Source organism: Nonomuraea sp. NPDC003214, from assembly GCF_053590035.1.
In genome coordinates, this window is sequence record NZ_JBSFSX010000002.1 from 491,607 (window position 1) to 515,765 (window position 24,159).

The 24,159-nt window shown below is 75.1% G+C and carries 26 protein-coding genes; 16 read left to right on the forward strand and 10 right to left on the reverse strand.

The features are described 5' to 3' along the window. Positions 1 to 12: 12 nt before the first annotated feature. The 4 genes from ACWDXC_RS07280 to ACWDXC_RS07295 all read right to left on the reverse strand — a co-directional run bounded on the left by ACWDXC_RS07280 (position 13) and on the right by ACWDXC_RS07295 (position 4,858). A complete protein-coding gene (locus ACWDXC_RS07280; protein WP_449979054.1) occupies positions 13 to 1,896 on the reverse strand; it encodes a TOMM precursor leader peptide-binding protein in 1,884 nt (627 codons plus the stop codon). Beyond that, positions 1,893 to 3,479 carry a hypothetical protein gene (locus tag ACWDXC_RS07285; RefSeq protein ID WP_449979056.1) on the reverse strand — a complete coding sequence of 529 codons (1,587 nt, stop codon included), beginning with the start codon at positions 3,477 to 3,479 and terminating at the stop codon, positions 1,893 to 1,895. Before ACWDXC_RS07285 ends, ACWDXC_RS07280 begins: the two co-directional genes overlap by 4 nt. Beyond that, the gene (locus ACWDXC_RS07290; RefSeq protein ID WP_449979058.1) at positions 3,476 to 4,591 is read right to left on the reverse strand and encodes a hypothetical protein; all 1,116 of its coding nucleotides are present in this window, start codon (positions 4,589 to 4,591) and stop codon (positions 3,476 to 3,478) included. The genes ACWDXC_RS07285 and ACWDXC_RS07290 overlap by 4 nt, the downstream gene beginning before the upstream one ends. A 90-nt stretch (positions 4,592 to 4,681) precedes the next feature. Continuing rightward, the gene (locus ACWDXC_RS07295) at positions 4,682 to 4,858 is read right to left on the reverse strand and encodes a thiazolylpeptide-type bacteriocin (protein WP_219519431.1); all 177 of its coding nucleotides are present in this window, start codon (positions 4,856 to 4,858) and stop codon (positions 4,682 to 4,684) included. Positions 4,859 to 5,078: 220 nt separating this feature from the next. On the opposite strand from ACWDXC_RS07295, the gene ACWDXC_RS07300 reads away from it, so the two are divergent. From ACWDXC_RS07300 to ACWDXC_RS07340, 9 genes are all read left to right on the forward strand, one after another. Beyond that, the gene (locus ACWDXC_RS07300; RefSeq protein WP_449979062.1) at positions 5,079 to 6,032 is read left to right on the forward strand and encodes an ABC transporter ATP-binding protein; all 954 of its coding nucleotides are present in this window, start codon (positions 5,079 to 5,081) and stop codon (positions 6,030 to 6,032) included. Next, positions 6,029 to 6,820: an ABC transporter permease gene (locus ACWDXC_RS07305; protein WP_364174207.1), complete on the forward strand. Its 792-nt coding sequence runs from the start codon at positions 6,029 to 6,031 to the stop codon at positions 6,818 to 6,820. The genes ACWDXC_RS07300 and ACWDXC_RS07305 overlap by 4 nt, the downstream gene beginning before the upstream one ends. A gap of 75 nt (positions 6,821 to 6,895) precedes the next feature. Next, positions 6,896 to 7,057 (forward strand): thiazolylpeptide-type bacteriocin, encoded by a 162-nt coding sequence (locus tag ACWDXC_RS07310; protein ID WP_219519441.1) that lies wholly within the window; start codon positions 6,896 to 6,898, stop codon positions 7,055 to 7,057. 23 nt (positions 7,058 to 7,080) lie between these two features. Beyond that, positions 7,081 to 7,242: a thiazolylpeptide-type bacteriocin gene (locus tag ACWDXC_RS07315; RefSeq protein ID WP_219519446.1), complete on the forward strand. Its 162-nt coding sequence runs from the start codon at positions 7,081 to 7,083 to the stop codon at positions 7,240 to 7,242. A gap of 59 nt (positions 7,243 to 7,301) precedes the next feature. Further along, a complete protein-coding gene (locus ACWDXC_RS07320; RefSeq protein ID WP_449979066.1) occupies positions 7,302 to 9,851 on the forward strand; it encodes a lantibiotic dehydratase in 2,550 nt (849 codons plus the stop codon). Further along, positions 9,848 to 10,960 carry a hypothetical protein gene (locus ACWDXC_RS07325; protein ID WP_449979068.1) on the forward strand — a complete coding sequence of 371 codons (1,113 nt, stop codon included), beginning with the start codon at positions 9,848 to 9,850 and terminating at the stop codon, positions 10,958 to 10,960. Before ACWDXC_RS07320 ends, ACWDXC_RS07325 begins: the two co-directional genes overlap by 4 nt. Then, the gene (locus ACWDXC_RS07330) at positions 10,957 to 12,975 is read left to right on the forward strand and encodes a hypothetical protein (protein ID WP_449979070.1); all 2,019 of its coding nucleotides are present in this window, start codon (positions 10,957 to 10,959) and stop codon (positions 12,973 to 12,975) included. The genes ACWDXC_RS07325 and ACWDXC_RS07330 overlap by 4 nt, the downstream gene beginning before the upstream one ends. Continuing rightward, positions 12,972 to 14,792, forward strand: a complete 1,821-nt coding sequence (locus ACWDXC_RS07335; protein ID WP_449979073.1) for a TOMM precursor leader peptide-binding protein — start codon at positions 12,972 to 12,974, stop codon at positions 14,790 to 14,792. The genes ACWDXC_RS07330 and ACWDXC_RS07335 overlap by 4 nt, the downstream gene beginning before the upstream one ends. Positions 14,793 to 14,803: 11 nt before the next feature. Further along, positions 14,804 to 15,976 (forward strand): hypothetical protein, encoded by a 1,173-nt coding sequence (locus tag ACWDXC_RS07340; protein ID WP_449979076.1) that lies wholly within the window; start codon positions 14,804 to 14,806, stop codon positions 15,974 to 15,976. 45 nt (positions 15,977 to 16,021) lie between these two features. Here ACWDXC_RS07340 and ACWDXC_RS07345 read toward each other — a convergent pair whose 3' ends face one another. The 3 genes from ACWDXC_RS07345 to ACWDXC_RS07355 form a co-directional block, all read right to left on the reverse strand. Next, on the reverse strand, positions 16,022 to 16,462 hold the full coding sequence (locus ACWDXC_RS07345) for a VOC family protein (RefSeq protein ID WP_449979078.1): 441 nt from the start codon (positions 16,460 to 16,462) through the stop codon (positions 16,022 to 16,024). Between the two features lie 226 nt (positions 16,463 to 16,688). Beyond that, positions 16,689 to 17,087: an ATP-binding protein gene (locus ACWDXC_RS07350; RefSeq protein ID WP_364174233.1), complete on the reverse strand. Its 399-nt coding sequence runs from the start codon at positions 17,085 to 17,087 to the stop codon at positions 16,689 to 16,691. 113 nt (positions 17,088 to 17,200) lie between these two features. Beyond that, positions 17,201 to 17,566, reverse strand: a complete 366-nt coding sequence (locus ACWDXC_RS07355; RefSeq protein WP_449979082.1) for a DUF4267 domain-containing protein — start codon at positions 17,564 to 17,566, stop codon at positions 17,201 to 17,203. 89 nt (positions 17,567 to 17,655) lie between these two features. Here ACWDXC_RS07355 and ACWDXC_RS07360 point away from each other — a divergent pair, with 89 nt between their 5' ends. The 5 genes from ACWDXC_RS07360 to ACWDXC_RS07380 all read left to right on the forward strand — a co-directional run bounded on the left by ACWDXC_RS07360 (position 17,656) and on the right by ACWDXC_RS07380 (position 20,524). Further along, the gene (locus ACWDXC_RS07360; RefSeq protein WP_449979085.1) at positions 17,656 to 18,234 is read left to right on the forward strand and encodes a TetR/AcrR family transcriptional regulator; all 579 of its coding nucleotides are present in this window, start codon (positions 17,656 to 17,658) and stop codon (positions 18,232 to 18,234) included. A gap of 153 nt (positions 18,235 to 18,387) precedes the next feature. After that, positions 18,388 to 19,302, forward strand: coding sequence for an RNA polymerase sigma-70 factor (locus tag ACWDXC_RS07365; protein ID WP_449979088.1), 915 nt, complete (start codon positions 18,388 to 18,390; stop codon positions 19,300 to 19,302). A gap of 11 nt (positions 19,303 to 19,313) precedes the next feature. Beyond that, the gene (locus ACWDXC_RS07370; RefSeq protein ID WP_449979091.1) at positions 19,314 to 19,685 is read left to right on the forward strand and encodes a hypothetical protein; all 372 of its coding nucleotides are present in this window, start codon (positions 19,314 to 19,316) and stop codon (positions 19,683 to 19,685) included. A gap of 76 nt (positions 19,686 to 19,761) precedes the next feature. Next, the gene (locus ACWDXC_RS07375) at positions 19,762 to 20,130 is read left to right on the forward strand and encodes a nuclear transport factor 2 family protein (protein ID WP_219516725.1); all 369 of its coding nucleotides are present in this window, start codon (positions 19,762 to 19,764) and stop codon (positions 20,128 to 20,130) included. Positions 20,131 to 20,167: 37 nt separating this feature from the next. Beyond that, positions 20,168 to 20,524, forward strand: coding sequence for a DUF1330 domain-containing protein (locus ACWDXC_RS07380; RefSeq protein ID WP_364174242.1), 357 nt, complete (start codon positions 20,168 to 20,170; stop codon positions 20,522 to 20,524). Positions 20,525 to 20,532: 8 nt separating this feature from the next. Here the strand turns inward: ACWDXC_RS07380 and ACWDXC_RS07385 are convergent, their stop codons facing one another. Then, positions 20,533 to 20,865, reverse strand: coding sequence for a CGNR zinc finger domain-containing protein (locus ACWDXC_RS07385; protein WP_449979094.1), 333 nt, complete (start codon positions 20,863 to 20,865; stop codon positions 20,533 to 20,535). Between the two features lie 3 nt (positions 20,866 to 20,868). Here ACWDXC_RS07385 and ACWDXC_RS07390 point away from each other — a divergent pair, with 3 nt between their 5' ends. Both ACWDXC_RS07390 and ACWDXC_RS07395 read left to right on the forward strand, forming a co-directional pair. Beyond that, positions 20,869 to 21,045: a hypothetical protein gene (locus ACWDXC_RS07390; RefSeq protein WP_449979096.1), complete on the forward strand. Its 177-nt coding sequence runs from the start codon at positions 20,869 to 20,871 to the stop codon at positions 21,043 to 21,045. 23 nt (positions 21,046 to 21,068) lie between these two features. Beyond that, complete coding sequence (locus tag ACWDXC_RS07395; RefSeq protein ID WP_449979099.1) at positions 21,069 to 22,295, forward strand: MFS transporter; 1,227 nt, start codon at positions 21,069 to 21,071, stop codon at positions 22,293 to 22,295. A gap of 31 nt (positions 22,296 to 22,326) precedes the next feature. On the opposite strand, the gene ACWDXC_RS07400 is transcribed toward ACWDXC_RS07395, so the two are convergent. Together ACWDXC_RS07400 and ACWDXC_RS07405 are read right to left on the reverse strand one after the other, a co-directional pair. Continuing rightward, a complete protein-coding gene (locus tag ACWDXC_RS07400) occupies positions 22,327 to 22,971 on the reverse strand; it encodes a response regulator transcription factor (RefSeq protein ID WP_219516749.1) in 645 nt (214 codons plus the stop codon). Continuing rightward, entirely contained in the window at positions 22,968 to 24,053 is a 1,086-nt protein-coding gene (locus ACWDXC_RS07405) for a sensor histidine kinase (protein WP_449979103.1), read from the reverse strand. Before ACWDXC_RS07405 ends, ACWDXC_RS07400 begins: the two co-directional genes overlap by 4 nt. Between the last annotated feature and the right edge of the window lie 106 nt (positions 24,054 to 24,159).

A 24,159-nucleotide genomic window follows, 5' to 3' on the forward strand; every position in this document is an offset into this window, starting at 1 on the left:
GTCCACCTCGGCTCAGGGGAAGGGGTGCGGATGGAACGGCAGGTCCTCGTAACGGGCGGGCGCGGGCAGCCGGCCCAGCCGGGCGGGCACCTCCAGGAGCCGGGGCAGGTTCCTGGTGCGCCGGTAGACGTGCCCGAACGTCATGGGCAGGGAGCCCGGCACGATCACCTTGGCGGCGTGCAGCCCGAGCCGGTCGCGCGTGACCGGCTCCGACTGGTCCGCGGCGATCACCTCCAGGCCCGCCGAGGCCAGCCGGTCCACCCACTCCTCCAGGTAGGCGCCCAGATCGCGGCAGGGCGGGGGCTCCGGCCACAGCTCGCGCCACGGCGCGGCCGAGTCGCCGCCGAGCAGGAACTCGTACCGGTCGCGCGCCTCGTCGAGCGCGTTCATGAAGACGTGGTCGTCGAGGGTGCGCACGAGGAACGGATCGTCGATCATGGGCAGCAGCCGGTCCCGGTCGAACGCGGCGATCCGGCTGTCGGCCTTGTTCCGGACGTTGATGTACACCTCGGTCGCGGCCGAGCGCATGGCCTGGACCGGGTGCCGGTTCGCCCCGGCCGCGAACAGCGCGTCGGGCAGGCGCGGGTCGGGGACGCGGCGGCGCGTCATGCTGAGCACCACGGGCACGCCGAAGTCGTTGGAGGCGTCGAACAGCAGCAGGTCGTGGCCCATGCTGCCCAGCCGGTCGATGAGACGGCCGAGCTCCGGGTCGTCCGCGGGCGGCGCGATGCGGCGCAGCGGCGTGCGCGCGTGCCAGGCCATCAGGAAGGCGTCGCGCTCGGCCACCTCGAACAGGCCGTGCAGCACGGCCTCGGCCTGGCTGGAGCCGAGCCCGCAGCCGTTGGAGGAGTCGTAGAGCATCCGCTGCCTGCGGCCGTCGAACCAGCCGCGTGAGTCCCAGTAGACGAGCTGCTCGGGGATGAGCCTGTCGCGGGAGTGCGTCAGCGACCAGCCGTACACCCAGTGCACCGGGTTGTCCGGCGAGTAGGGCTCCAGGAGGAAGTCCGGGTGGCGTTCCAGCTCGGGCTCGTGCAGGCCCAGCAGGGCCGGGTCCAGCGCGACGGCCGGGTCGAGCTCGGCGCGGGTGGCGTACACGTGGGGGCGGACGCCGCGCGGGCGCATGCCGGTCAGGCGCTCGACCGCCTCGAACAGCGCCACCCGCTCGGCCTCGGCGAAGTCCTCCGCCCTGCCGTAGCCGGTGCCGATCAGGCCCGCGCTGCCCGCCAGCTGGGCGCTGGCCAGCGGCAGGGTGCGGGCCTCCCAGCGATACAGCCGCAGGACGGGGCCGAGCCGCCAGTCCACCAGGGCGTCACGGAGCTGGGCGGCCGTCTCGGTGCGCGGATTGTCCTCACGCAGCGAGGACCCGGCGACCGGATGGCGCCCGGCGCCGACCGGCCTGGGGGCGTCCGCCGGCAGCGGGGCGCACACCGCGCAGCCGCCGAACGGCAGCACCCGATGCGCCGAGACCTCCAGGTCCTCCCCGCGCAGCGCCCACAGCACGCCGGTCGTCCCCGCCGTGACGACGTCCGAGGCCAGCGCCGCCACCAGCCCGGCGGCCTGCGGGGGCACCGTGCCGCCCATCGTCTGCGGCGCGCCCGCCGGGACGCGGCCCGGCAGCGCGTCCAGCCGCGCGCGTTCCGCGCAGGCCAGGCAGCCCGTGGCGGCCGGCCCGGCCAGCGGCCCGACGAGCACCAGGCCGCCGTCGCAGCGCACCGGCAGCAGGGTCGAGCCCGCCGCCCTGGCCCGCGCCGCCAGCTCCGTGACGGAAGCGAGGGTCCAGGAGTCCAGCACCACGACGGCGGTCTCCCCGGCGGACAGGCCGTCGCCGTCGCGGACGGTCAGCGCGGCCCCGGCCAGCGCCTCCCGGAGCAGCCGCGCCGCTTCGTTCGCGTTCATCCCTCTCCTCGCCAGATCTGGAACCCCGCCGCCGCCAGGTCGGTGTCGGAGTCGTCGAGGCGGGGGCGGCAGCCGGTCACCCGGCTCAGCACCTCCTGCAGCGCCTCCTCGTCCCGGGAGATCGGGGCCGGCCACAGCCAGCGGCCCAGGTCCTCGTCCATCTCCTCGCCGGTGATGTCGGGCGGGGGCAGGGCGCCGCAGACGGCCGCCGCCCGCATCGACGGGCCCGCGTACGACGCGCCGGCCGCGGCGAGCGCCGCCATCGCCACCGCGCTGTCGCGCTCCAGCTCCACCGCCCACGCCAGGCGGTCGCCGCCGGTGTCGTGGATCTCCGCGTGCCAGGCGCCGCCGAGGTCGCGGACCTGGAGCCGGACGGGCTCGCGCAGCCGTTCCGCCAGCGTCCGCCACCAGTGCGCGGCGATCGGGTCGTGCGTCACGCAGTCACCCGGCCGCACGCGCCCGGCCGCCCGGTCCGCGCGGTGCCTGAGCAGGACACCCCGGGCGTGCAGCTCGTCGGCGCCCACCGCCGCCACGGCCGGGTCGGCGCCGAGACGCGCCTGCGCCGCCGCCCGGACCGCCTCCAGGCGCGCGGCCTCCACGGTCGGGCCGATCCCGGCGACCGGCAGCCCGGGCACGTCGCAGACGGCCATCGAGACCGGCAACTGCGCCAGGCCGTCGACGCGGACCTCCGGGAGCAGGCCGAGCTCCGGGTCCGTGACCAGCCCGGCGCGGCGCAGCGCCTCCTCCAGCGTGATCCGCCGGGCGCGGGGCGCGGGATCGGCGGGCGGCCAGGGGCGGTACGCGGCGGTGAGCTGCCCGGGACGTACCAGGAGGATCTCCCCGGGCCTGCCGGGCAGGCCCGCGCAGGCGCGCAGCAGCCGGTCGACGGCCGCCGCCGCGAGCAGCTCCGCCGCCGCGGGCGTCCAGGCCCGCGCCGGCAGCCGCCCCAGCCGCTCGGCCACCACCCCCACCAGCCCGCCGACCGTCCCCGCCGCTGCGGCGCCGTCCGTCTGTGCGGGCTCGCCGGATTCGATCGGGTACGTGACGAAGCCGGCGCCGGGCAGGTGACCGGCGTGGACCGCGAGACCGGCGGCCCGCAGCCGCAGGTGGCCCGGTGGGACGCCGGTGCTGGCGGTCCGGTGCGCCGACATGCGGCAGCGGGCGAGCGCGGCCAGGGCGGCGTCGGCGACGGGGCCCTCACCGTCCACGCTCACCCACAGGTCGCGCAGGGCGGCCCAGGCGGCGTCGGGGTCGGGCGCCGCCGACTCCAGCCAGGACCGCACGGCAGGGGGCGCCGCCTCGCCGGGCGCGACCCGTACCAGCAGGTCGTTCTCCTGGAGCTGACCGACGAGCACGTCCGCGGCGCGGCGGGTGCCCGGGTCCGGGCAGAGGGCGTCCAGGCCCGCATCCGTCACCCCCGCCTCCAGGAGCGGGCGCAGGTGCTCCCACAGCGGCCACAGGCCCGCCGCGCCCTCCAGGCTCACCGACGTGCCCCAGGCCCGCAGGTGGATGCCGTCCGGCAGTCGGCTGGCCCGCACGACCGGCCTGAGCCGCAGCACGGCGGCGTCCGGCGAGCCGTTCACCGGGACCTCACCACGGGCTCCAGGAGCTCACGCCAGCTCATCCCGTTGATCTCCTCCACGGCCCGGCTGAACAGGTAGGCCGCCAGGTAGCGCTCCACGGGCCGCAGATCGCACAGGGCGAGCAGCCGGTAGAGCACGTTCGTGGCGAACCGGTACAGGCCGAACTCCCGGCTGACCGCGATCCGCGGGAAGTTCGACCGGTTGAGCAGCTCGTGGTAGTCGCTGAAGCGGCGGCGGGAGAAGTCCCAGCGGATCTCCGTCTCGCCGCCGAACCCGGCCGCGACCGCCGCGTGCCCGTTGCGGCTGCCGATCAGCGCCCCGGTGTCCAGCGTGGCGTCCGCGTGCCGCCAGGCGGCCGCCGACCAGTCCCGCCAGCCCGCCACCAGCGCCCGCAGGTCATCGGGCACAGGCTCGGCGGGGTTGGGGGCGGCGGCGCGGACGATGGCGCTCACGCCGGGCCCGTGCGCCGACCAGTGTCGGTCGAAGGCGGCCCGCAGCGTCCTGCCCGGGTCGTCGTGGGCGAGGAAGTCCTCGACGTGCGACAGGAACGACTGATAGCCCCGGCCGAGTCCGGCCGGGTAGTTCGCGCTGTGGGCGGTCATCGCGGCCAGGGCGACCACGATCCTGGCGTTGGCGGTGTCGCCCCGGTCGGCGAGGTAGCTCAGGGAGCCGGCCACGGCGTCGAGCCCCAGCGAGAGCAGCGCACAGCGCCCGGCCACCGCCTGCGGCGAGCCCAGCAGCGCCGTCAGCGCGCCGAGATCGGCCTCGCGCACCAGGACGGTGTTGTCCGGCCGGATCGGCGTGTAGGGCCCGGGGACGAGCTCGGCCCGACCGGCCGCCTCCGCCTCCGCGAGCAGCGCCGCCTCGTCCACGGCCACGGTGGAGGGATGCTCCACCAGGTGGCGGCGGCACGCGTCGGCCGCCCGCTCCGCCGCCGCCTCGGCCCCCGGCCCGGGCTCGAACCGCAGCAGGACGTGCGGCCCGTGCAGCCAGTGGCGGTCGAGGTGGACGGCGAATCCCTCGGCGGACAGCGAACGCGCCAGCGGAATGAAATGGCGGCGCAGCAACGGCGCCTTTTCCGGGTCGAAATAATGGCACACGACGTCGATCATGTGTGCGCTCCACTGAGTCGTTGCGAACAATGGCGCCCGTGCGGCCAGGCGCCGATGGAAAAGCGCCCGGCCGCAGGACGATGCGGAAAACTACTGCTGCTCGACGGACGAGCAGCACGACGACGACCCGCAGGTCGAGCTGGAGTCGCTGCTCGACGAGCCGGACGTGGCCCCGCCCTCGGGCACGGCCACGGCGTCACGCATCACCGTCACCTGGAGCCCGCTCAGGTCCAGGTCGGCGAGGTCGAACCGGGTGGTCACGGACATGTTCTTCACCTCCTCCGCGTCACGGTGGGCCGAAACGACATCCGCAGTATGGGCGGGCCCGGCCGGCCGCCGCCTGACAGGAGAAAGGCGGTATTGACACGGCCCGGCCGCGCGAAGTAAAGGCCGATAAATCGCCGGAATTGCCGTCTTGACGCTGCGAATTGACCGTGAATACGCTGCAGCCGTTTTCATCGGGAACCTGACTGGCATGGGCGGGCACATGAATGCCGTAGAGGTCGAGAATCTCACCAAGAAATACCCGGGCGCGCCGCAGCCCGCGGTCGACTCGCTCAGCTTCCGTGTGAATTCCGGCGAGGTGTTCGGCGTGCTCGGGCCCAACGGCGCGGGCAAGACCACGACCGTCGGCGTACTGACCACCCGGATGCGCCCGACGGGCGGCCTGGCGAGAGTCGGCGGCGTGGACGTGGCGAAGGAGCCCACCCGGGTCCGGCGGCTGCTCGGCGTCGTCCCCCAGCGCAACAACCTGGACCGGTCGCTCAGCATCCGCCAGAACCTGCTCTTCCACGCCGCCTACCACGGCGTGCGCCGGGCCGAGCGGCGCCGGCGCGCCGGGGAGCTGCTGGAGCGCATGGGGCTCGCGGAGCGCGGCGACGACCGGCTCGACAACGTGTCGGGCGGCCAGGCCCAGCGCGTCATGATCGCGCGGGCGCTGATGCACGAGCCGCGGGTGCTCTTCCTGGACGAGCCGTCCACCGGGCTGGACCCGCAGTCGCGCATCTTCGTCCACGCCTGCGTACGGGAGCTCAAGGAGCGGGGCGTCACCGTCGTCCTCACCACCCACCAGATGGAGGAGGCGGCCAAGCTCTGCGACCGGGTCGCCATCGTGGACCGGGGCCGGCTGCTGGCCCTGGACGCCCCCGCCGCCCTGGTCCGCGAGCTGCCGGGCAGCACCACGCTCACGCTCTCGTTCGAGCCAGGCCGGGCCCCGGCCGAGGACGTGGACGCGGCGCTGACGGCCGTCGAGACCGTCGAACGGGTCGAGGCGATGCCCGGCGGGCGCGTCAGGCTCTACACCTCCCGCGAGCCGGGCGAGGTCCTGCCCGCCGTGCTCAAGGCGCTCGCCGGGCACGGCATCGCGCTGACCGGCCTGGACGTGGCCCAGCTCGGCCTGGAGGACGTCTTCCTCCGCCTGACCGGACGGGAGCTGCGATGAGCGTCCTCGACGAGCGCCCGCCCACCGCGCGCGCCTTCGCCGCCGTGCTCGGCCGCGACCTCGTGGTCACCGGCCGGGAGCTGCCGGCCTTCCTGGCGCAGGTCCTGCTCCAGCCGCTGTTCATCCTGTTCGTCTTCGGCAAGGTGCTGGCCGACCTCGGCTACGTCGGCGGCGGGTTCGGCGACGTCCTGCTGCCGGGCGTCATCGCCCTGAACGCCTTCGTCGGCGGGCTGCAGAACACCGCCCTGCCGCTCACCCTCGACTTCTCCTTCAGCAGGGAGATCGAGGACCGGCTCCTGTCGCCCCTGCCGACCCGGCTGGTGGCGATGGAGAAGATCGTGTTCGGCACGATCCGCGGCGTCGTGGCCGGCGCCGTGATGATCCCGCTCGGCCTGCTGATCCTGCCGGACGCCACACTGGCGCCCGCGTCCCTCCTGCCCGCGCTCGCCGTGATGGCGCTCGGCGCCTTCGTCGGCTCGGCCGTCGGCATGGTCGTGGGCACGGCGGTCTCCCCGCGCGGGATCAACGTCGTCTTCACGGTGGTGCTCACACCGCTGATGTTCACCGGCGCCACCCAGTTCCCGTGGCCCGGCCTGGACCGCCTGCCGTGGTTCCAGATCGTGTGCGCGGTCAACCCGCTCACGTACGTCAGCGAGGGGATGCGCGCGGTGATGGTGCCGCGGATCCCGCACATCCCGCTGTGGCTCTGCCTTCTGGTCCTGGCCGTCGCCGGCGCGGTGGCGGCCGAGGCGGGCATGCGCGGCTTCGGCCGCCGTGCCGTCGATTGAGAAGGGAGGCCCGTCCCACTCCGCAGAACCGCATCCGAACAGCACGAACCATTGATGAAAAGGGAGAAACCCCCCATGAACGCACTGGCCTTCGATGTCGAAGACCTGGCCCTGGACGAGCTCTCGGTGACGACCGTGCGTGACGGCGTCGCGCTGCCCGACACCGGCGCGTCCTCGTCGAGCTGCATCTCCTGGATGTCCTCGTCCTCGTGCTGCTGCTGCACCGAGCCCCAGTGATCGCCCAGAAGGGAACCCCGCCCATGTCCAGCCTCTCCTTCCAGGTCGAGGACCTCGACCTGAACGAGCTGTCCGTCACCACCATGCGCGACGGCTTCGCGGTGCCCGACACCGGCGCATCGGCCGTGAGCTGCTCCTACCTGACGGACTCGTGCAGCTCCTGCTGTTCGATCAACCCGAGGTAGGTCATCCTCCCGGCCGTCTCACGGCGGCCGGGAGGTCACCCGCGAACGAGGAAACATCGATGACCAGCACTGTCGAGAACCCCGTAGCAGTGGGCGCGGGACAGTTCGAGGCCGCGCCCTTCGCCGTGGTCAGGCGCGCCGCCCTGCCCTACCCCGAACGGCCCGCGGCGGCCGAGCCCTTCCGCGCCGCGGTGCGCGCGCTGACCGAGGCGCTGCGCAGCGCCGCCTCCGCCGCGCCCGCCCTGGCCGACGCGCTGGCCGCCAGCCTGCCCGGCCACCCGGCCGCCTTCCACCGCGGCGTCGTCCTGCCGCTGCGCCGCGACGTGCACAACGGCCGCGTCCCGCGCGAGTCGCTGCTGCGTGAGCTCGGCGACCTGCCCGGCCGGGTCGCCGGGCTGGCGGCCTGGCTGGACGCCGTCCGCGACCGCAAGGCCCTGAGCGACCTGCTCGCCGCGCCGGACGGCCCCTGGGAGGACGCGCTGGCCGCCGAACGCGTCGTGCTCGCGGACCTGTGCCGGGCCGAACCGCTCCGCCTGGCCGTCACGCTCACCGGCCGGGACCTGCTCCACGGCGTGGACAGGACGGCCGCCCGCGAAGGCCGGCCCGACAAGCGGGCGCGCAAGGCCGAGCCGACCGTCCTGCGGTACGCCCTCCGCGCCACCTCCAAGACCAGCCCGCTCTCCTGGTACACGCTGGTCGGCCTGGGCTGGTGGGACGCGGCCCCGGACCCGCGCCCCGCCGGCCCCGCCGCTGGGCCGGTTGCCGCCGTGCAGGCCAACCGGGTGCTCGTCACCCGGCTGATGGCCGCCCTGCTCGGGCAGGCGCAGTGCCCGCACCGCCTCGCGCCCGGCCTGCGGGAGGACGGCGACCGGGTGCTCTTCCACCGCGACGTGCCGCTCCCCGACTCCAGCCACCTCTACGGCACCACGGAAGAGCTCGTCGACGTCGGCCTGACCGGGCCCATCCGCTTCCTGATCGAACGGCTGCGCGACACGCCGGACGGCCTGACCCCCCGGGAGCTGGCCGCCGCGCTGGCCGTCCACATCCAGAGCGCCGACGCCGACGCGATCGCCACCCGCTACGTGCGGAAGATGACCGAGATGGGACTCCTCGTCCCGGTCTGGCCCGTACACGTCCAGGACCCCGACATCCTGCGCTCCCTCGCCCGCTGGTGCCACGAGCAGGACCTGACGGACGTGGCCGCGCGCCTCACCGCCATCCGGGACGCCACCCGCTCCTTCACCGGCCTGCCCCCCGCGAGCAGGCGCGACAGGCTCGAAGCCCTCGCCGACGACTGGCGGCTCCTCGGGGAGCGGGCCGGCGCCGACCTGACCGGGGCGCCCGTGCTCACCGAGGACGTCACGCTGCCCGGCCCGCTGAGCCTGCGCGCCCGCCACGGGCGCGACCAGGTCCCGGCCCTCACCCGGCTCACCCCGCTCGTCATGCTGTACGACCACCACCTGGCCATCCGGCGGCTGGTCGCCGACACGTTCACCGCCCGCCACGGCGCCGGCGGGCGCGCCCCGATGACCGCCGGCGCGGCCATGATGTCGGAGGTCTGGCGCGACCTGCTCCAAGGCGACCCCCGCGAGCGGCGCGTGCCGGAGGACCTGCGGAGCGCCCGCGAGATCGTGGCCGAGATCATCGCCGCCGCCAACGGCCCGGACGCGGCCGACGTCGTCATCCCCGAGGAAGCCGTCACGGCGGCGCGCGACCTGCTGCCCGGCTGGGCGCGGGCCCGCCCCGCCTCCTACTCCTTCTTCGCCCAGCCCCTCCCCGGCGGCCTGGCGATCAACCACGTCTACGCGGGATTCGCCCGCTTCACCAGCCGGTTCCTGCCCCACCTGGACCCCTCCGCGGCCACCGCCGTGGCCGGCTGGCTGCGCCACCTCCTCGGCGAGGACGTCGCCCAGTTCCGGCCGCTGATGGGGTTCAACGCCAACCTGCACCCGATGGTGCTGCCCGAGGAGGTGGGCGAGGACCCGCGCTGGGCCGGCCTCACCCTCGACGACCTGGAGATGGTCCACGACGAGCACACCGGCCTGGTCCGCATCCGGCATCGCGGCACCGGCCGCGAGGTGAGCGTCCTCTACCTGGGCTTCCTCGTCCCGTTCGTGCTCCCGTACCGGACTGCTCCGCTGACCGGCGACCTGAGCTGCGGGTTCCCCTCGCTGACCAGGTTCGTCACCAAGCGCACCGTGGACGGCGTGACCGCGAGCGGACGCCTCACCTACGACGGCATCGTGCTCAACCGCCGCCGCTGGGCCTTCGACGACGACGCGGCGGCGCGGCTGCGCGAGCAGTGGGCGGCCGAGCACCCCGCCGTCGCCGCCGCGCACCTGCGAGCCCGGCACGACCTGCCCGAACACGTCTTCCTCGAAGCCGGGGGAAGCGCCGCCTCCCTGGAGGGCTTCCTGCGCAGGCTGCGCGCCGCCAAGCCGCAGTACGTCGACCTCGGCAACGCCCTGCACCTGCGCTGCCTGCCCACCTACCTGGCCCGATACCCCCAGGAGCCGGCCTTCGTCGAGGCGCTGCCCGTGCCGGGCGCGGCGGGCGACGGCGAGCCGGTGACCGAGCTCATCATCGAGACCTGCTGGAGACCACAGTGACCGAGCTCGACGTCGTCTGCTACTACCACGACCCGGTCAAGGCGCCGCTGGTCAGGGCGGCGGTCATCCCCGGGCTGCGCGCCGCCCTCGCCGCCCGCCCCGGCGTGCGCGGCCACCTGGAACGCCACTGGCTGCACGGCCCCCACGTACGGATCCGCCTGCGCGGCCCCGACGGGCCCGTCGCCGCCGCGGCGGACCAGCTCGCCGCACGGCTGCGCGAACACCTGCGCCTGCACCCCTCCACCGGCTCGCCCGGCACCCCCGACCTCCTCGCCCACGCACGCAAGGCCGGGCTCCTGGAGCTGGTCCCCCCGCCGTACGAGCCCATCCACGCCGACAACACCGTCACCGTCGGCCCCGCCGAGACCGGCCGCGTCGCCGCCCTGCTCGGCTCGGCCGCATCGGTACGGCTGCGCGCCGACTCCCTCGAAGCCGGGCTCCCGGCGCTGGAACACTCCCTCGACCGGCTGGCCGGAACCGGCGACAGCGCGGCGGGACGCATCGAGCTCGCGGTGACCGCCATGGCCGTGCACGCCGCCCGCTACCCCCGCGGCCAGGCGCTCGGCTACCACTCCTTCCTCTCCCACGTCGAGGACTTCCTGTTCCACCACGACCCCGACGGGCGGCTGCGCCGCGCGTTCGAGGCGGGCTGGACGCGCAACCGGACCCAGGTGCTCGAACTCGTCGGCCGCGTGGCCGACGGTCACCCGACCGACCAGGTGGAAGCCGCCTGGCAGCACTGGACCATCACCGCCCGCCTCCTGGCCGAACCCGCCTTCGACGGCGGCAGCCTGGCCGTCGAGCTCAGCCGTGGCTACACCGAGCAGGCGGCCAGGCTCGGCGACCCCGACACCGCGCGACGCTGGAACCCCGCCGAACGCACCGCACTCAGCGACTACCACCGCGCCCTGCGGGTCGTCGACTTCTCCCGGCCGGAGCTCGCCCGCGCGTTCGCCGTCTACCGGTTCGGCACCAACGTGCTGTACCAGCTCCTGGCCGTGTGCGACGTCACGCCCGTCGAGCGCTACCTGGCGGCGAGCATGGTCGCCGCCGCCGTGCAGGAGCTCAACGGCACCACGTGGCGCGCCCAGCTCGGCGAGACGGGATGAGGCCGATGCTGCTCCGCCTGCGCCCCGTCGTCCACGCCACCCCCACCCCCACCGGCCTGCACGTACGCGGCTGGACCTCCAGCTTCACCGCCGAAGGCGGCGCCGGGCTGTGGCGGCTGTGGGAACGCCTGTCCGTCCTGCTCGCCGACGGGGTGCCCGCCGCCGAGCTGACCGCCCCCGCCGGGCTGCCCGAGCCGGTCGCCAAGGCGCTGGAGCTCATCATCGCCCAGCTCCGCGAGCACGACATGCTCGTCGAGGTGCCGCCCGGCTGGGGGAGCCCGGGGCCCGGGCTGCCGCCCGCCCGGGTGGCCGCCTGGCTGGAGTCCGCCGCCGCCGACCCGGCGCACGCCTGGGAGCGCCTGTCGGGGGCCGCCTACGCGGTCCGCGGCGGCGGCCCCCTGGCCGAGGCCGCCGCCCGCGCCCTCGCCGCCGCCGGCTGCCACCCGGCCACCCTCCCGGGCGCGACCCCCACCGACCTCGAACTCACCGCCACCCCACCCTCCGGCCCCCCGGTGACGGTAAGGGCCGGCTGCCTCCCGGAAGCCGGCTACGCCCTGCCGCCGACCACCCCCGGCACCCCGGCTCCCGACCCCGCCGCCATCCGCCACCGCCTCCTCCACGGCCCCACCTCCCTCCTGACCACCCAAACCCCACCGCCCCCAACCCCGCCGACCCCGACCCCACCGCCCCCGACCGCGCCCCCACCGCCCCCGAGCCGCCCGGCTCCGGACGTGCCGACCATGAGTGCTTCGGCCCCGGGCGGGGCGACCGCGCCCCCAGCGGCCCAGGGTGGGGCGAGCGCGGGCGGGCCGGTCGGTAGCGTGACCGCCCCGAACGTGCCCTCACTGGCCCCGGGTGGGTCGAGCGTGGGGGTGTCGGTTGCGACCGGGCTGACCCCGGCCTTGGCGGCCACGCAGGGTGGGGTGGAGGCGCCGGTGCCGGAGGTTTTGTGGGCGCTGGTGGGCGGGGCGGCGGCGCATCGGCTGCTGTGTGCCGTGGCGGGTATGCCGGACCCGGTGGAGGAGGCGGCGGCCCGTTCGCCCGAGGGCGTGGGGCGGGGGCTTTCGGTCATGGTGGCGAGAGTCGAGCCGCTGGGGGTCACGCATCACCGGTGGCCCGTCGGGGAGCCTGCCGGTGCGGACCCGTGGGAGCGGGCGGCGGCGATGCTCGAAGTGCTGGGCGATCCGGAGCTGGGCATGGTGGCGCCTCCCGAGGCGGGGGAGCTGCCGCAGGTGCCGGTGAGCCTGGCGGCGTGCGGGGAGGCGGTGGGGTTCGGCACCGGCCTGGAGTCGGCGCGGCTGCACGCGGCGCTGTCCGCCGTGCGGTCCGCGCTTTCGGCCGGGACCGTCGTGGGCGCCGACCGGCTGCACGCGCGTGGCCTCGGCCTGCGTGAGGCCGTGCACCGCGATCTCGCCGATCTTCCGGGCACCGCGGTGGGCGAGGGCGAGTGGGCGGCGGACCCGGCCGCGCGGCGCTGGTGGAAGGCGCTCACGCTGCGGTTCGCCGTGCCGGCCGAGGTCGAGGTGGTACGCGTCGCCGAGGGGGTCGCGCACGCCCGGGTCAGCGCGGCGGGCCGTACCCTCGCCTGGGCGGTGGAGCCTGAGGCGGGCACGGCGGCGGCGTTCGCGCTGCTGGCGGCCACGGCGGCGGCGCAGGCGCGGGCGGCGGGCCGGGAGTTCGGCGACCCGGTGGCGCCCTGCGGGGCGGCTCCGGTCTGGTCGCCGCCTCAGGAGCCGCCGGTGCCGTGGGAGACGCGCTCCTGGTTCTGGCCCGCCGGGACGCGGGACGGCGAGGAGCGGTTCCAGGCGGCGATGGAGGCGCTGGTGCCGGGCCCGGAGCCGGCGCCGCTGGGCCCGCTGCTCGCGGCGACCGGCCTGGCCGCAGTGACGGTGCCGCCCGCAGGGAGGGCGCCGGCCGCCGTAGCAGTGCCGGCCGCCGCGAAGGTGCCCGCCGCCGCGACGGTGCCGGCCGCCGCGACGGTGCCCGCCGCCGTCCAGGCCGGGAGCGTCGCATGAGGAACGGCATCGGCGAGCTGCGCGACGACCGGGCCGAGGCCGTGCTGATCAGCGGGTACGGGCTCGCGGACCTGGAAGAGGTCGGCCGCCTCGCGCGCGGACGCCGCCACCCGCTGCTTCCCGTGCTCCTCGACGGCGCGCTCGCCCTGGCCGGCCCGGTGCAGGGGCCGGGGGAGGGCGTCTGCGTGGCCTGCGCGGAGTCGCAGCGGCTGGCGGCGTTCGGCGCGGCGGTGCCCGTGCGGCTGCCGGAGCTGCGGGTGGGCGGGCTCGCGGCTCCGGCTTTCCACGACACGCTGTCCGTGCTGGCCGCGCTGCTGCTGGCCGAGCCGGAGCGGCACGGGGACGTCGTCCTCGCGCTCCGTACCGACCACGGCTCGCTGACCCGGCACCGCGTGATGCCGCGGCCGGAGGGCTGCCGGGTGTGCGGGCCTGGCGAGCCGTACGCGCCGGCCGCCCGGGAGCCCGTGGCCGTGCCGCCCGGGTCGCTGCGCTCGCCGAACCCGCGGACCGACGGCGCCCGGCTGCGCGAGGCCCTGGTGGACGCGCGCTACGGCCCGGTGACCACGGTGCGCCGGAGCGGTCACCTGCCGCTGGCCACCGTCGCCGCCGTCCTGGCGGGCGACCCGGACGGGAACGCGGCAGGCTACGGCCGCACCCCCGCCTTCGCCCAGTCCGAACGCGTCGCGCTCTTCGAGGCGGTGGAGCGGCTCGGCGGGATCGCGGCGAGCGGCCGGCCGGTGACCGAGGCCGCGTTCGAGGCGCTGGGCCCGGACCGGGCGCTCGATCCGGCACGACTGGGCCCGCACGAGCCTGAGTGCTACGCCGATCCGGGCAGCGGCCTCACCGCCTACGCCCCGGGCGTGCCCACCACCTGGGTGGACGGCTGGTCCTGCACGCGCACGGCCCCGATCCTGGTGCCGGAGCACGTCGCGTACTGGGGGGTCCGCAAGCCGGGCACGCCCCGGTTCGTGGCGGAGACCTCCAGCGGGTGCGGCCTGGGCAACAGCCTGGCCGAGGCGGTGCTGCACGGCCTGTTCGAGGTGGCCGAGCGGGACGCGTTCCTGATGGCCTGGTACGCGGGCACGCCGCTGCGCCGCGTCGCCGTGCCGCCGGACGATCCCGTGCTGCCCCACCTGTCCGACCGGCTGGAGTGCCTGGGCTACGAGCTGCTGTTCTTCGACGCGACCAACGACCTGGGCATCCCGGTCGTGCTCACGCTCGCGTGGCGGGACGACGGCGCGGCCCCGGCGGCCTTCTTCGCGGCGGGGGCGCACCCGGACCCGGTCGCCGCGATGCGGTCGGCCGCCGCCGAGCTGGCCGTGGACGTCGAGTCGTCGGCCGACCGCGCCCGCCGCTCTCCCGCCGACCACCGCCGCGAACGCCTCCTGCGCCTGCTGGCGGACCCGGATTCCGTACGGGCCATGCACGATCACGTCGCCCTGTACAGCCTGCCCGAGGCCGCGGCGGGCTACCGCTTCCTGCTGTCGGGGCGGGCGGGGACGGTGGACCCGGCGGAGCTCGTCGGCGACCTCCCGGGGACGGCCACGGACCTGTGGACCGTCCTCGACCACCACGTGGACCGCCTGCGCGGGCTGGGGCTGGAGGTGATCGCGGTCGACCAGAGTGATCGGCGGATCCGCGACCGTCTCGGCCTGCACGCGGCGAAGGTCGTCGTGCCCGGCACGCTCCCCATGACGTTCGGGCACCGCAACCGCCGCGTCCGCGGTCTGCCCCGGCTGTGGGAGGTGCCGCACCGCCTGGGCCGGAGCCCCACGCGTTCCGCCGGCGATCCCGTGCTTCCCCATCCCTTCCCGTGACTGGAGTCGCCGTGGTGCATCACGACGAGGTTGCCCTGGCGCTGGCCGCCGCTTACGCGCACGGGCCGGGCAAGGCCCCGATCCCGGGCGCGGCCGTGCACCGTGAGCCCGCCCGAGCCGGGGAGGGGACGCGCACCCCGCTGCGCGACCTGGCGGCGTGGGGGGAGTTCGGCGCGGCCGTGGCGGAGCTGCTGGTCTCCGCCCTGACCCCGCAACGCTGGGAGCCGTACAACCCGTACAACGACCACCGCGCCTACCCGTCGCCGCGCGCCGCGTACCTGGTGGACGTGGGGGTGCGGACGGAGCGGGGGCGGTGGCGTCTCGACCCGGTCCGGCGCGAGCTGGTGGGGCCGGCGCCGCCGGCGCCGGCCGGGACCGTGTGGCTGGACCTGTCGCAGCGGCCGGAACGGCTCCGTCCCGGTTACGGCGAGCTCGCCGACGCGCTGGCGGAGCTGGAGACCGGCCATCTGGCCGCCGCGGTGGCCGAGCACGCCGCGGCCCTGCCGCTCACCGTGGCGTACGGGCCGGCCGGAGTCACCCTGGCTCCCGGCGTGCCGGCCAGGCCGGGACAGGCGGTCGCGGGCGGGGAACGGCGCAGCGCCGGGCTCGGTCCCCGGGGTCTTTCCGCCGATCCGCGCCCCCTGCCCGAGGAGGCGGTGCGGGCGTTCGCCGCCGCGGTCGCCGATCCGCCGCCGGGCTCCCCGGCGGCCGGTGGTGGCGTGTGGTGCCGCCTGGCGGTCCGCAACGTGACGGGGCTGGCGGACGGCTGGTACGTCCCGGCCCCGCTGAGCCCCGTGACCGGGCGGGCCGGGGCGGCGATGGCCGCCGTGCAGGCCGCCTACAGCTACCCCCGCACCCAGTTCGACGTCGGCGGGACCAACCTCGCGCTGCTCATCGCCGCCGACGTCGGCTCGGCGGTGCGGGCGAGCGGCGCGGCCGGCTACCGCGCCCTCCTGCGGACGGCCGGCGCGGTCGCCCAGCACGTCTGCTCGGCCGCGGCGGGGGCCGGCCTGTTCTGCCGCCCGGTCCGGGCCATCAGGGAGGGGCTGCTGGAGGCCGCCGCCGGGGCTCCCGCCTCGCACGACGCCCTCTACCTGGTCCTGGCCGGACGCCCCCGCTTCGCCTGGTTCGACTACGACCTGACCCCCGTCACAGCAGGCCCAGCAGGAGAGGAACGGCGTTGAGCGCGCCGGCAAGCGACCTGCCCGCACCCCTTCATGCCCGGGAGCTCAGCTGAGCTGCTGGGCCAGGCCGACGATGATGCCCTCGGGGCCGCGGACGTAGCAGAGCCGGTAGCTGTCCTCGAACTGCGCCATCTCGCCGACGAGCTCGGCGCCGCGGGCGCGCAGCCGGGACAGGACGTCCTCGATGTCGTCGACGGCGAACATGATGCGGCGGATGCCCAGCGTGTTCGCCGGCGCGATCTTCGGCTCGGCGCTGATCGCCTTCGGCGTGAAGAACATCCCCAGCTCGATCCGCCCGTGACCGTCCGGCGTGCGGAGCATCGCGATCTCCTGCTGGACGTCGTCAAGGCCGAGCACGTTCTCCACCCAAGCGCCCCCGATCGGCCCCCTGCCCTCCAGTTCCATGCCGAGTTCGACGAAGAACGCGATGGCGGCGTCGAGATCGTCGACGATGATGAGGACGTTGTCCATCCGCTGGATCGTCATGCTGGGTCTCCTTGGTGGGATACGGGCCGCGGTGGCCGTATGCGCCCCTGGTACGGAGCTGCCAGGCCGTTCTCGACATCGTCTGCGAGCTTTTGACCTGGGAGTGCCCCGTCACGCGCCGGTCGTAACGCTTCCCGCGCAGGTCGGCGCTCCTCCGGCCCAGGTCGAAGGAGGCGGCGGCGGACGGGGTGCGGCATGGCGGCGAGCGCCCGGGCACCCGTGCTGGTCAGTGGGGCTGGGGGGTGGTGCGCATGCGCAGGTGCAGCCGGGCGCTGCCCGCCTCGTGCTCCACGCGGACCTCGTCGCACAGGGTGCGCACCAGCAGCAGCCCGACGCCGCCGCCCCGGTCGGGGTCGGGCCTGGCGTTCCTCAGGTGGGCCTCGGTCAGGGTGCCGGCCGCGTCGACCACGTCGAGGCTGACTCCGTGAGCGTCGCGCCACGCGATCAGTGAGCCACGGCCGCCGCCGTGCCGCAGCACGTTGACGGCGGCCTCGTGGGCGGCGATCACCAGGTCCTGCAAGCGTTGCCCGTACAGCCCGGCGCTCGTCCCGAAGGCGTGCACCCGTTCGCGCAGCACGGCGAGCTCTGAGGTGATCGGCCACTGCATCCGGAATCCGGGAATCATGTCGGGCCTGCCTTCCGCCGCGTGATCTTCCCATGCCCGAAACGGCGGCCGGCATGCCCGGTGGCGTGCCGGCCCGCCCCTTTCAGCCCGATTCAGCACGGAAGAAGGCGTCATCAGACGGCGAACAGCAGGCCCGCGCTGAGCAGCAGGAGCACGGCGGTGGCGAAGTGGATGCCGAACGCGACCGCCTTGGTGCCGCCGTTGCGCAGCACGACGACGGTGTCGCCGAGCGGCACCAGGGCGACGACCAGCATGAACCAGGCCTCGGCCTGGGGTCCGGCGAAGGCCAGCAGCGCCAGGCCGACCAGTCCGTACGTGCCGTCGCGCAGGCCCTTGATCGTCAGGTAGGCGCGGTCGGTCGTGGCGGGCACCCCGTAGCCCGTGGCGGCGGCGTGCGGCGTGAGCAGGAACCGGGCCCCGATGAGCAGGCACAGCAGGTTGAGAACGATGGCCAGGCCGTACGCGACGGTGGTGAGCATGTCGTGACTCCAAAAACTAGCAGCGCTAGGAACGAGGACGACGCTAGCAGAGCATCGACATAAGCGCTAGCGGTGCTAGATTCGGGAGCATGTCCATCCAGAGCCGCAAGGAACGCGAACGCGCCCACCGGGAGCAACTCATCGTCACCGCAGCCCGGGAGCTGGCCGAGGCCGAGGGCTGGGAGGCCGTCACCACCCGGCGGCTCGCCGAGCAGGTCGAATACAGCCAGCCGGTCCTCTACAGCCACTTCAAGGGCAAGGACGCGATCGTGACCGCCGTCGCCCTCGAAGGCATCACCGAGATGGCCGCCGACCTGCGCGCCGCCCGCCTCGCCGCCTCCGGCCCCGAGGCCGCCGTCGCCGCGCTCGCCGCCGCGTACGTGACCTTCGCCGAGGAGCGGCCGGCCCTCTACGACGCCATGTTCAGCCAGCGCGTCGACCTGCCCTTCGCCACCCCCGAGGCCCCGCCCGCCCTGCACGCCGCGTTCGGCGAGTTCGCCGAGGCCGTCCGCCCGTACGCGCACGGCGACGAACCCCCGCTGCTGGCGGAGACCCTCTGGGCGGCACTCCACGGCCTGGTGACGCTGATGCGCGGCGGACGCATCCCCCGCGAGTTCCACGAGCACCGTCTCGCCCTCCTCCTGGCCCGGTTCACCGCGAGCCCGTGACGCCGTCCTTGACGGCCATGAGGCACCGGCGATCCTGGCTGTGTGACAGCGCGGTCCTGTGACGTACGCCACCGGGCCGGGGTGTCACACAGGCGGGAGGGCCGGTGTCCTGTGCGCGGATCAGCACGAGAGACGAACCGGCGGGAGCGAGTGATGAACGAGCACGACGAGGCGACGACGGACCCGGTGGACGCCGCCACCGCGGCCTTCGTCGCCCACCGCAACCTGCTGTTCACGGTCGCGTACGAGATGCTCGGGTCGGCGGCCGACGCCGAGGACGTCCTCCAGGAGACCTGGCTGCGCTGGATCAAGGTCGACCTCGGGCAGGTGTCGGACCGGCGCGCCTACCTTGTCCGGATCGTCACCCGGCAGTCGCTCAACCGGTTGCGCACGATGAAACGCCGCAAGGAGACGTACATCGGCTCGTGGCTGCCCGAGCCGCTGCTCACCACGCCTGACGTGGCCGAGGACGCCGACCTCGCCGAGAGCCTGTCGATGGCGCTGATGCTCGTCCTGGAGAGCCTTTCGCCGACCGAGCGCGCCGTCTTCGTGCTGCGCGAGGTCTTCGACGTCGGCTACGACGAGATCGCCGCCGCCGTCGGCAAGAACGCCGCGGCCGTCCGCCAGATCGCGCACCGGGCCCGCAAGCACGTCGAGGCCCGCCGCCCGCGCGAGACCGTCTCCCCGGGCCAGGCTCAGGCGGTCCTGGAGACGTTCAAGCGGGCGCTCGAGACCAGGGACCTGCGGAGCCTCCTGGACGTGCTCGCCCCCGACGTCGTCCTGGTCAGCGACGGCGGCGGCGTGAAACTGGCCGCGCCCCGGCCGGTCGTCGGCGCGGAGAAGGTGGTCCGCTTCTACCTGGGCGAGGCGGCCGTGGTGCGCGCGGCGATCACCTGCGAGGCCACCGTGGTCAACGGCAACCCGGCGCTGCTCGTCCACCTGGACGGCGCGTTCGACGGCGTGCTCGCGACCCGCGTCGAGGACGGTCGCATCACCGGCCTCTACTACGTCCGCAACCCGCACAAGCTGACCCGCGTCGCCTCCGAGACCCCGCTCACCCTCCGATGAAAGGCCCCGGCATGACCGCGCACGGCCCCGCCATCCTCAAGATCGCAGTCGCGTTGCAGACGCTGAGCATCTTCTTCCAGGCGGCCACCGCCGGGATCCTCATGTCCTCCCGCGGCTCGGAGCTGCACCACATCGGGTCACCCGTGATGTACGGCGCGACCGTGCTGTACGTGATCGCCGCGATCCTGGCCTGGCGTCCGGGTGGCGGCACGCCACGCCCCATCCTGTACGCGGCCGGCTTCCTCGTCCTCGCGTCGGCGCAGGTCGCGCTGGGCATCGCGGGCATGACCCCGCTCCACGTCCCGCTGGGCGTTCTGATGTTCGGGCTCAGCCTGCTGACCCTGGCCCGGATGCGTACCGAAAGCAGGGGAGAAAGTACCTAAGCACGTCAGATTCCGCGTCGTCGCCGTCTCCCTAACGTGGTGGTCACAAGAGAGCACGACCACTGAGGAGACGAACGTGAGCGACACGAACGAGCTGGTCCAGCGCTACCTCGCCGCCTGGAACGAGACCGACGCCGCCGCCCGCCGGGCCGCCCTGGAGGAGGTCTTCGCCGAGGACGCCGGCTACACCGACCCGCTGGTCTCCGTGCGCGGCATCGACGGGCTGGACGCCACCATCGCCGCGGTGCAGGCGCAGTTCGGCGGGCTCGTCTTCAGCCTCGGCGGCGCCGTGGACGCCCACCACGACATCGCCCGGTTCACCTGGCACCTGGGCCCGGAGGGCGCCGAGCCGGTCGCCGTCGGCTTCGACGTCGCGGTGTTCGGCGCGGACGGGCGGATCAGCCAGGTGCTCGGCTTCCTGGACAAGGTGCCGGCCCAGGCCTGACCCGCTCCCGCCTGAATCGGACGACACAGGAGGAATCATGACCGCGTACGTCATCGCCCACCTTCAGGACGCCGCCCCGCACCCGGAGATCGCCGAGTACATGGAGCGCCTGCCCGGCACCTTCGAGCCGTACGGCGGCCGCTACCTGGTGCACGCAACCCAGCACGAGGTGCTGGACGGCCGGTGGCCGGGAGCGGTCGTGATGCTCGCCTTCCCCGACGCGGCCCGGGCGCGGGCGTGGTGGGACTCGCCCGAGTACCGGGAGATCGCGCCGATGCGCTCGCGGCACATCGAGGGCGACATCATCGTGGTCGAGGGCGTTCCCGACGGCTACCGGCCGGTCGCCGCCGCGAGCGCCGTGCGCGAGGCGGCGGCCGGGGGCGCGGCCACCTGAAGCCCTGCTCAGGGGTGCTCGGGGCGCTGCCGGGCGGCGTAGCGGCGGGCCTTGGTGCGGTTGCCGCACAGGCGCATCGAGCACCAGCGGCGGCTGTGGTTCCTGGAGGAGTCCCAGAAGGCGCCCTGGCAGGTGTGCTCGGCGCACCGTTTGAGCCGGTGGATCTGGCCGGTCAGCACGAGCTCGGCCCACGCCACGGCCAGCCGCGCCAGGGCCGTACGGGCCTCGGGCAGGCCGGGGGCGGGCGCGAGCGGCCGCTCCGGCCCGGCCCGGGTCACGGTGACGAGGAGAGGCGCGTCGGCCAGGATCGCGTCGGCCCGCGCCAGGTGGTGCGGGAACACGGGATGGCCGGGGTCGAGCGCTTCCCGGAACCCGGCACGCAGCTCCAGGAAGACGGCGTGCTCCTCGTCGGTGAGCCGCAGCGACGCCGGGCCTGCCTGCGTAACCTGCTAACCGAATTTACCAGTTATCACCCCTGGTGCCGTCGCCTCGTTCCGGGCAAGATAACCACCTATAGCTGATAGGGGGTTACATGGTGGACGGCGTGCTGAAGGCGGATCGCAGCGGGCGCAACACCGCGGTGCTGGTGAGTTTCACGGCGATCACGAACCTGGCCGACGGCGTGACCAAGATGGCGCTGCCGCTGATGGCGGCCCGGCTGACCGACTCCCCGGCACAGGTCGCCGGGGTCGGGCTCACCCTCACCCTGCCGTGGCTGCTGATCGCCCTGCACGTCGGCGTCCTCGTCGACCGCTTCGACCGGCGCCTGCTGCTGTGGCTGGCCGACGCCGCCCGCATCCTGGTCGTCGCCGGGCTGCTCGCCCTCACCCTCACCGGCGGCGTCACCCTGCCCGCCCTCTACGCCGGAGGTCTCGCGCTCGGGATCGCCGAGGTCGTCGCCCTCACCTCGGCCGCGACCCTCGTCCCGGCCGCCGTGGCCCCCGCCGGGCGCGAACGCGCCAACGCCTGGGTCGCCGGGGCCGAGACCGTGTGCAACGAGTTCTGCGGACCCTTCGTCGGCGGCCTCCTCATCGCCGCCGGGTCCGCCGCCGCCCTCGGCTGGACCGGCGCCGGCTACCTGATCGGCACCGCCGTCCTGGTCTTCCTGGCCGGCCGCTTCCGGCCGCGACCGGCCGGCGAGCGCCCGGACGCCACTGTCAACCAGCGCATCGCCGAAGGACTCCGCTGCCTGTGGCAGCAGCCGCTGCTCCGCCTGATGGCGCTCGCCCTGAGCGTGCTGTCCGCCTGCTGGGGCGCCTGGCTGGCGCTCATCCCGCTGGTCGCCACCCGGCTCATGGGCCTGGACGCGAGCGAGTACGGCTTCCTGCTGAGCGCGCTGGGCGCGGGCGGGCTCGTCGGCGCGCTCACCGTGACCACCGTCAACCGCCTGCTGGGCCGCCGCTGGGCCATGCTCGCCGACCTCATCGGCACCGCCGCGATGGTCGCCGCCCCCGTCCTCACCACCGACCTGTGGATCGTCGGCCTCGGCGCCTTCCTCGGCGGGATGGGCGGCACCCTGTGGACCGTCAACTCCCGCACCCTCAGCCAGCGCCTCGTCGACCCCGGCGTGCTCGGCCGCTACAACGCGGCCGCCCGCCTGTTCAGCTGGGGCGCCATGCCGCTGGGCGCCGGGCTCGTGGGGCTCCTCGCCGAATGGCTCGGCATCCGCGCCGCCTTCGCCCTCTTCGCCGTCGCCGCCCTGCTCGTCGTCGTGCCCTTCCTCAAGATCGCCACCCCGGCCGCCCTCGACCCACCCCCGCACCCGGCCTGAACCCCAAGCGGCGGATCAGAGGTCAACCGGGTCACGGGGGATCGACGCCGTGGAGGATCAGGCCGAGTTCGTAGGCCAGGACGGCGGCGTGGGTGCGGTCGCGGGCGCCGAGCTTGTCCAGGACGTTGGTCACGTGGGTCTTGATCGTCTCGCGGGACACGTGCAGGGCGGCGGCGATCTCCGGGTTGGCCTGGCCGAGCGTGATGTGCCGCAGCACCTCCAGCTCGCGGGGCGTCAGCGTGACGGGGCGGCGCGGCCGGGCGCTGCCGTGGTGCGGGGAGGCGATGCGGCGCAGCGCGTCGGGGAAGAGCACCGCGCGCCGGGAGTGCACGAGCCGGACGGCTTCCACGAGCTCGCCGGCCGGGGCGCGTTTGAGCACGTACCCGGCGGCTCCGGCGCGCAGGGCGGCCCACACGAGCTGGTCGTTCTCGAAGGTGGTGACGACGACGACGCGGGTGGCGGGGGAGCGGCGGGTCAGCTCGACGGTGGCGGCGAGGCCGTCCATGCGGGGCATGCGGATGTCCATCAGCACGACGTCGGCGCCCGCGCCGGCCTCGACGGCCTCCTGCCCGTCGGCGGCCTGGCCGACGACCGTGAGGTCGTCGTGGAGGGAGAGCATGGCGGCCCAGCCTTCGCGGATCAGCGGCTCGTCGTCGGCCAGGACGACGCGGATCACAGCGGCAGCCTCGCCTCGACGCGCCAGGTCGTCCCGGCCTGCCCGGTGGTGCACGTCCCGCCGGCGAGGCGGGCGCGCATGCGCATGCCCGTGAGGCCGCGCCGGGGCCCGGCCAGGGGTCCGGAGGCGCCGGCGCCGGTGGTGGCGTTCTCGACGGTCAGCACCAGCTCGCCGGCGTCGGTGCCGACGTCGAGCGTGACGGGGCCGGAGCCGTGGCGCAGGGCGTTGGTGAGCGCCTCGCGGGCGATGGCGTAGGCGGTGCGGGAGGTGGCCGGGGGGACGCGGCCGAGGGGGCCGGTCGTGACCTGTACGTCGAGCCCGCGGGTGAGGGTGTCGAGCGAGTCGAGCGTGGGCGTGCGGGCCGCCTCGCCGTCGCCGAGGACGCCGAGCAGCACGTCGAGGTCCTCCTGGGCGGCGCGGGCGGTGTCGAGCAGGTGGTCCAGCGAGCGGGTGGCGTGCTCGGCGCGCGGGCCGGGCCGCTGGAGCGCGGCCTGCGCGGCCATGCCCTGCACCAGGACGACGCTGAGCGCGTGCCCGACGGCGTCGTGCAGCTCCAGCGCGAGGGCCTGGCGGCGGCCGAGCTCCTCCAGCATGCGGGACGGCTCGGCGCGCAGCAGGCGGCGTGCCGCCCACCGCTGCCCGAACCCGGCCGCGACCATGGCGGCGGCCAGCGCGAGCAGGGCGGCCAGCGGTTCGGCCTGGACGGCGGGGCTGTCGCGCCACAGCGCCGGATCGCCCAGCCGGACCAGTCCCGGCGACAGCATGAGCACGCCCGCGCCCAGCGTCGCGCCCCCGTACAGGTGCAGGCTCGTCAGCGCCACCAGGTAGACGCGGTCGGCCCGGTCGGAGACCCGGACGTCGAGCAGCTCGGCCAGGGCGGCGACCTCGATGCGCCGCACCAGCGGCGCGAGGGCGAGCAGCACCGAGGCGGGCAGGCACGCCGCCCACAGCACCAGGACGCGCGCCGGCGTCGGCTCGCCCAGGACGAGCAGGCCGAGCACCACGGCGACGGGGGTCAGCAGCGCCGCGCCCAGCACCTGGTAGAGGAGCGCCCGCACGGCGCGTCCGGCATGTCGGCTCACGTCGGCGATGCTAGCCCGGGACGCCGGGCCGCCCCTTCCCCCACCTGGGGGATGTCCGCCCGCCGCCGGGCTGTGAGCCTCACAGTCATGAAGAGCGCAACCACAA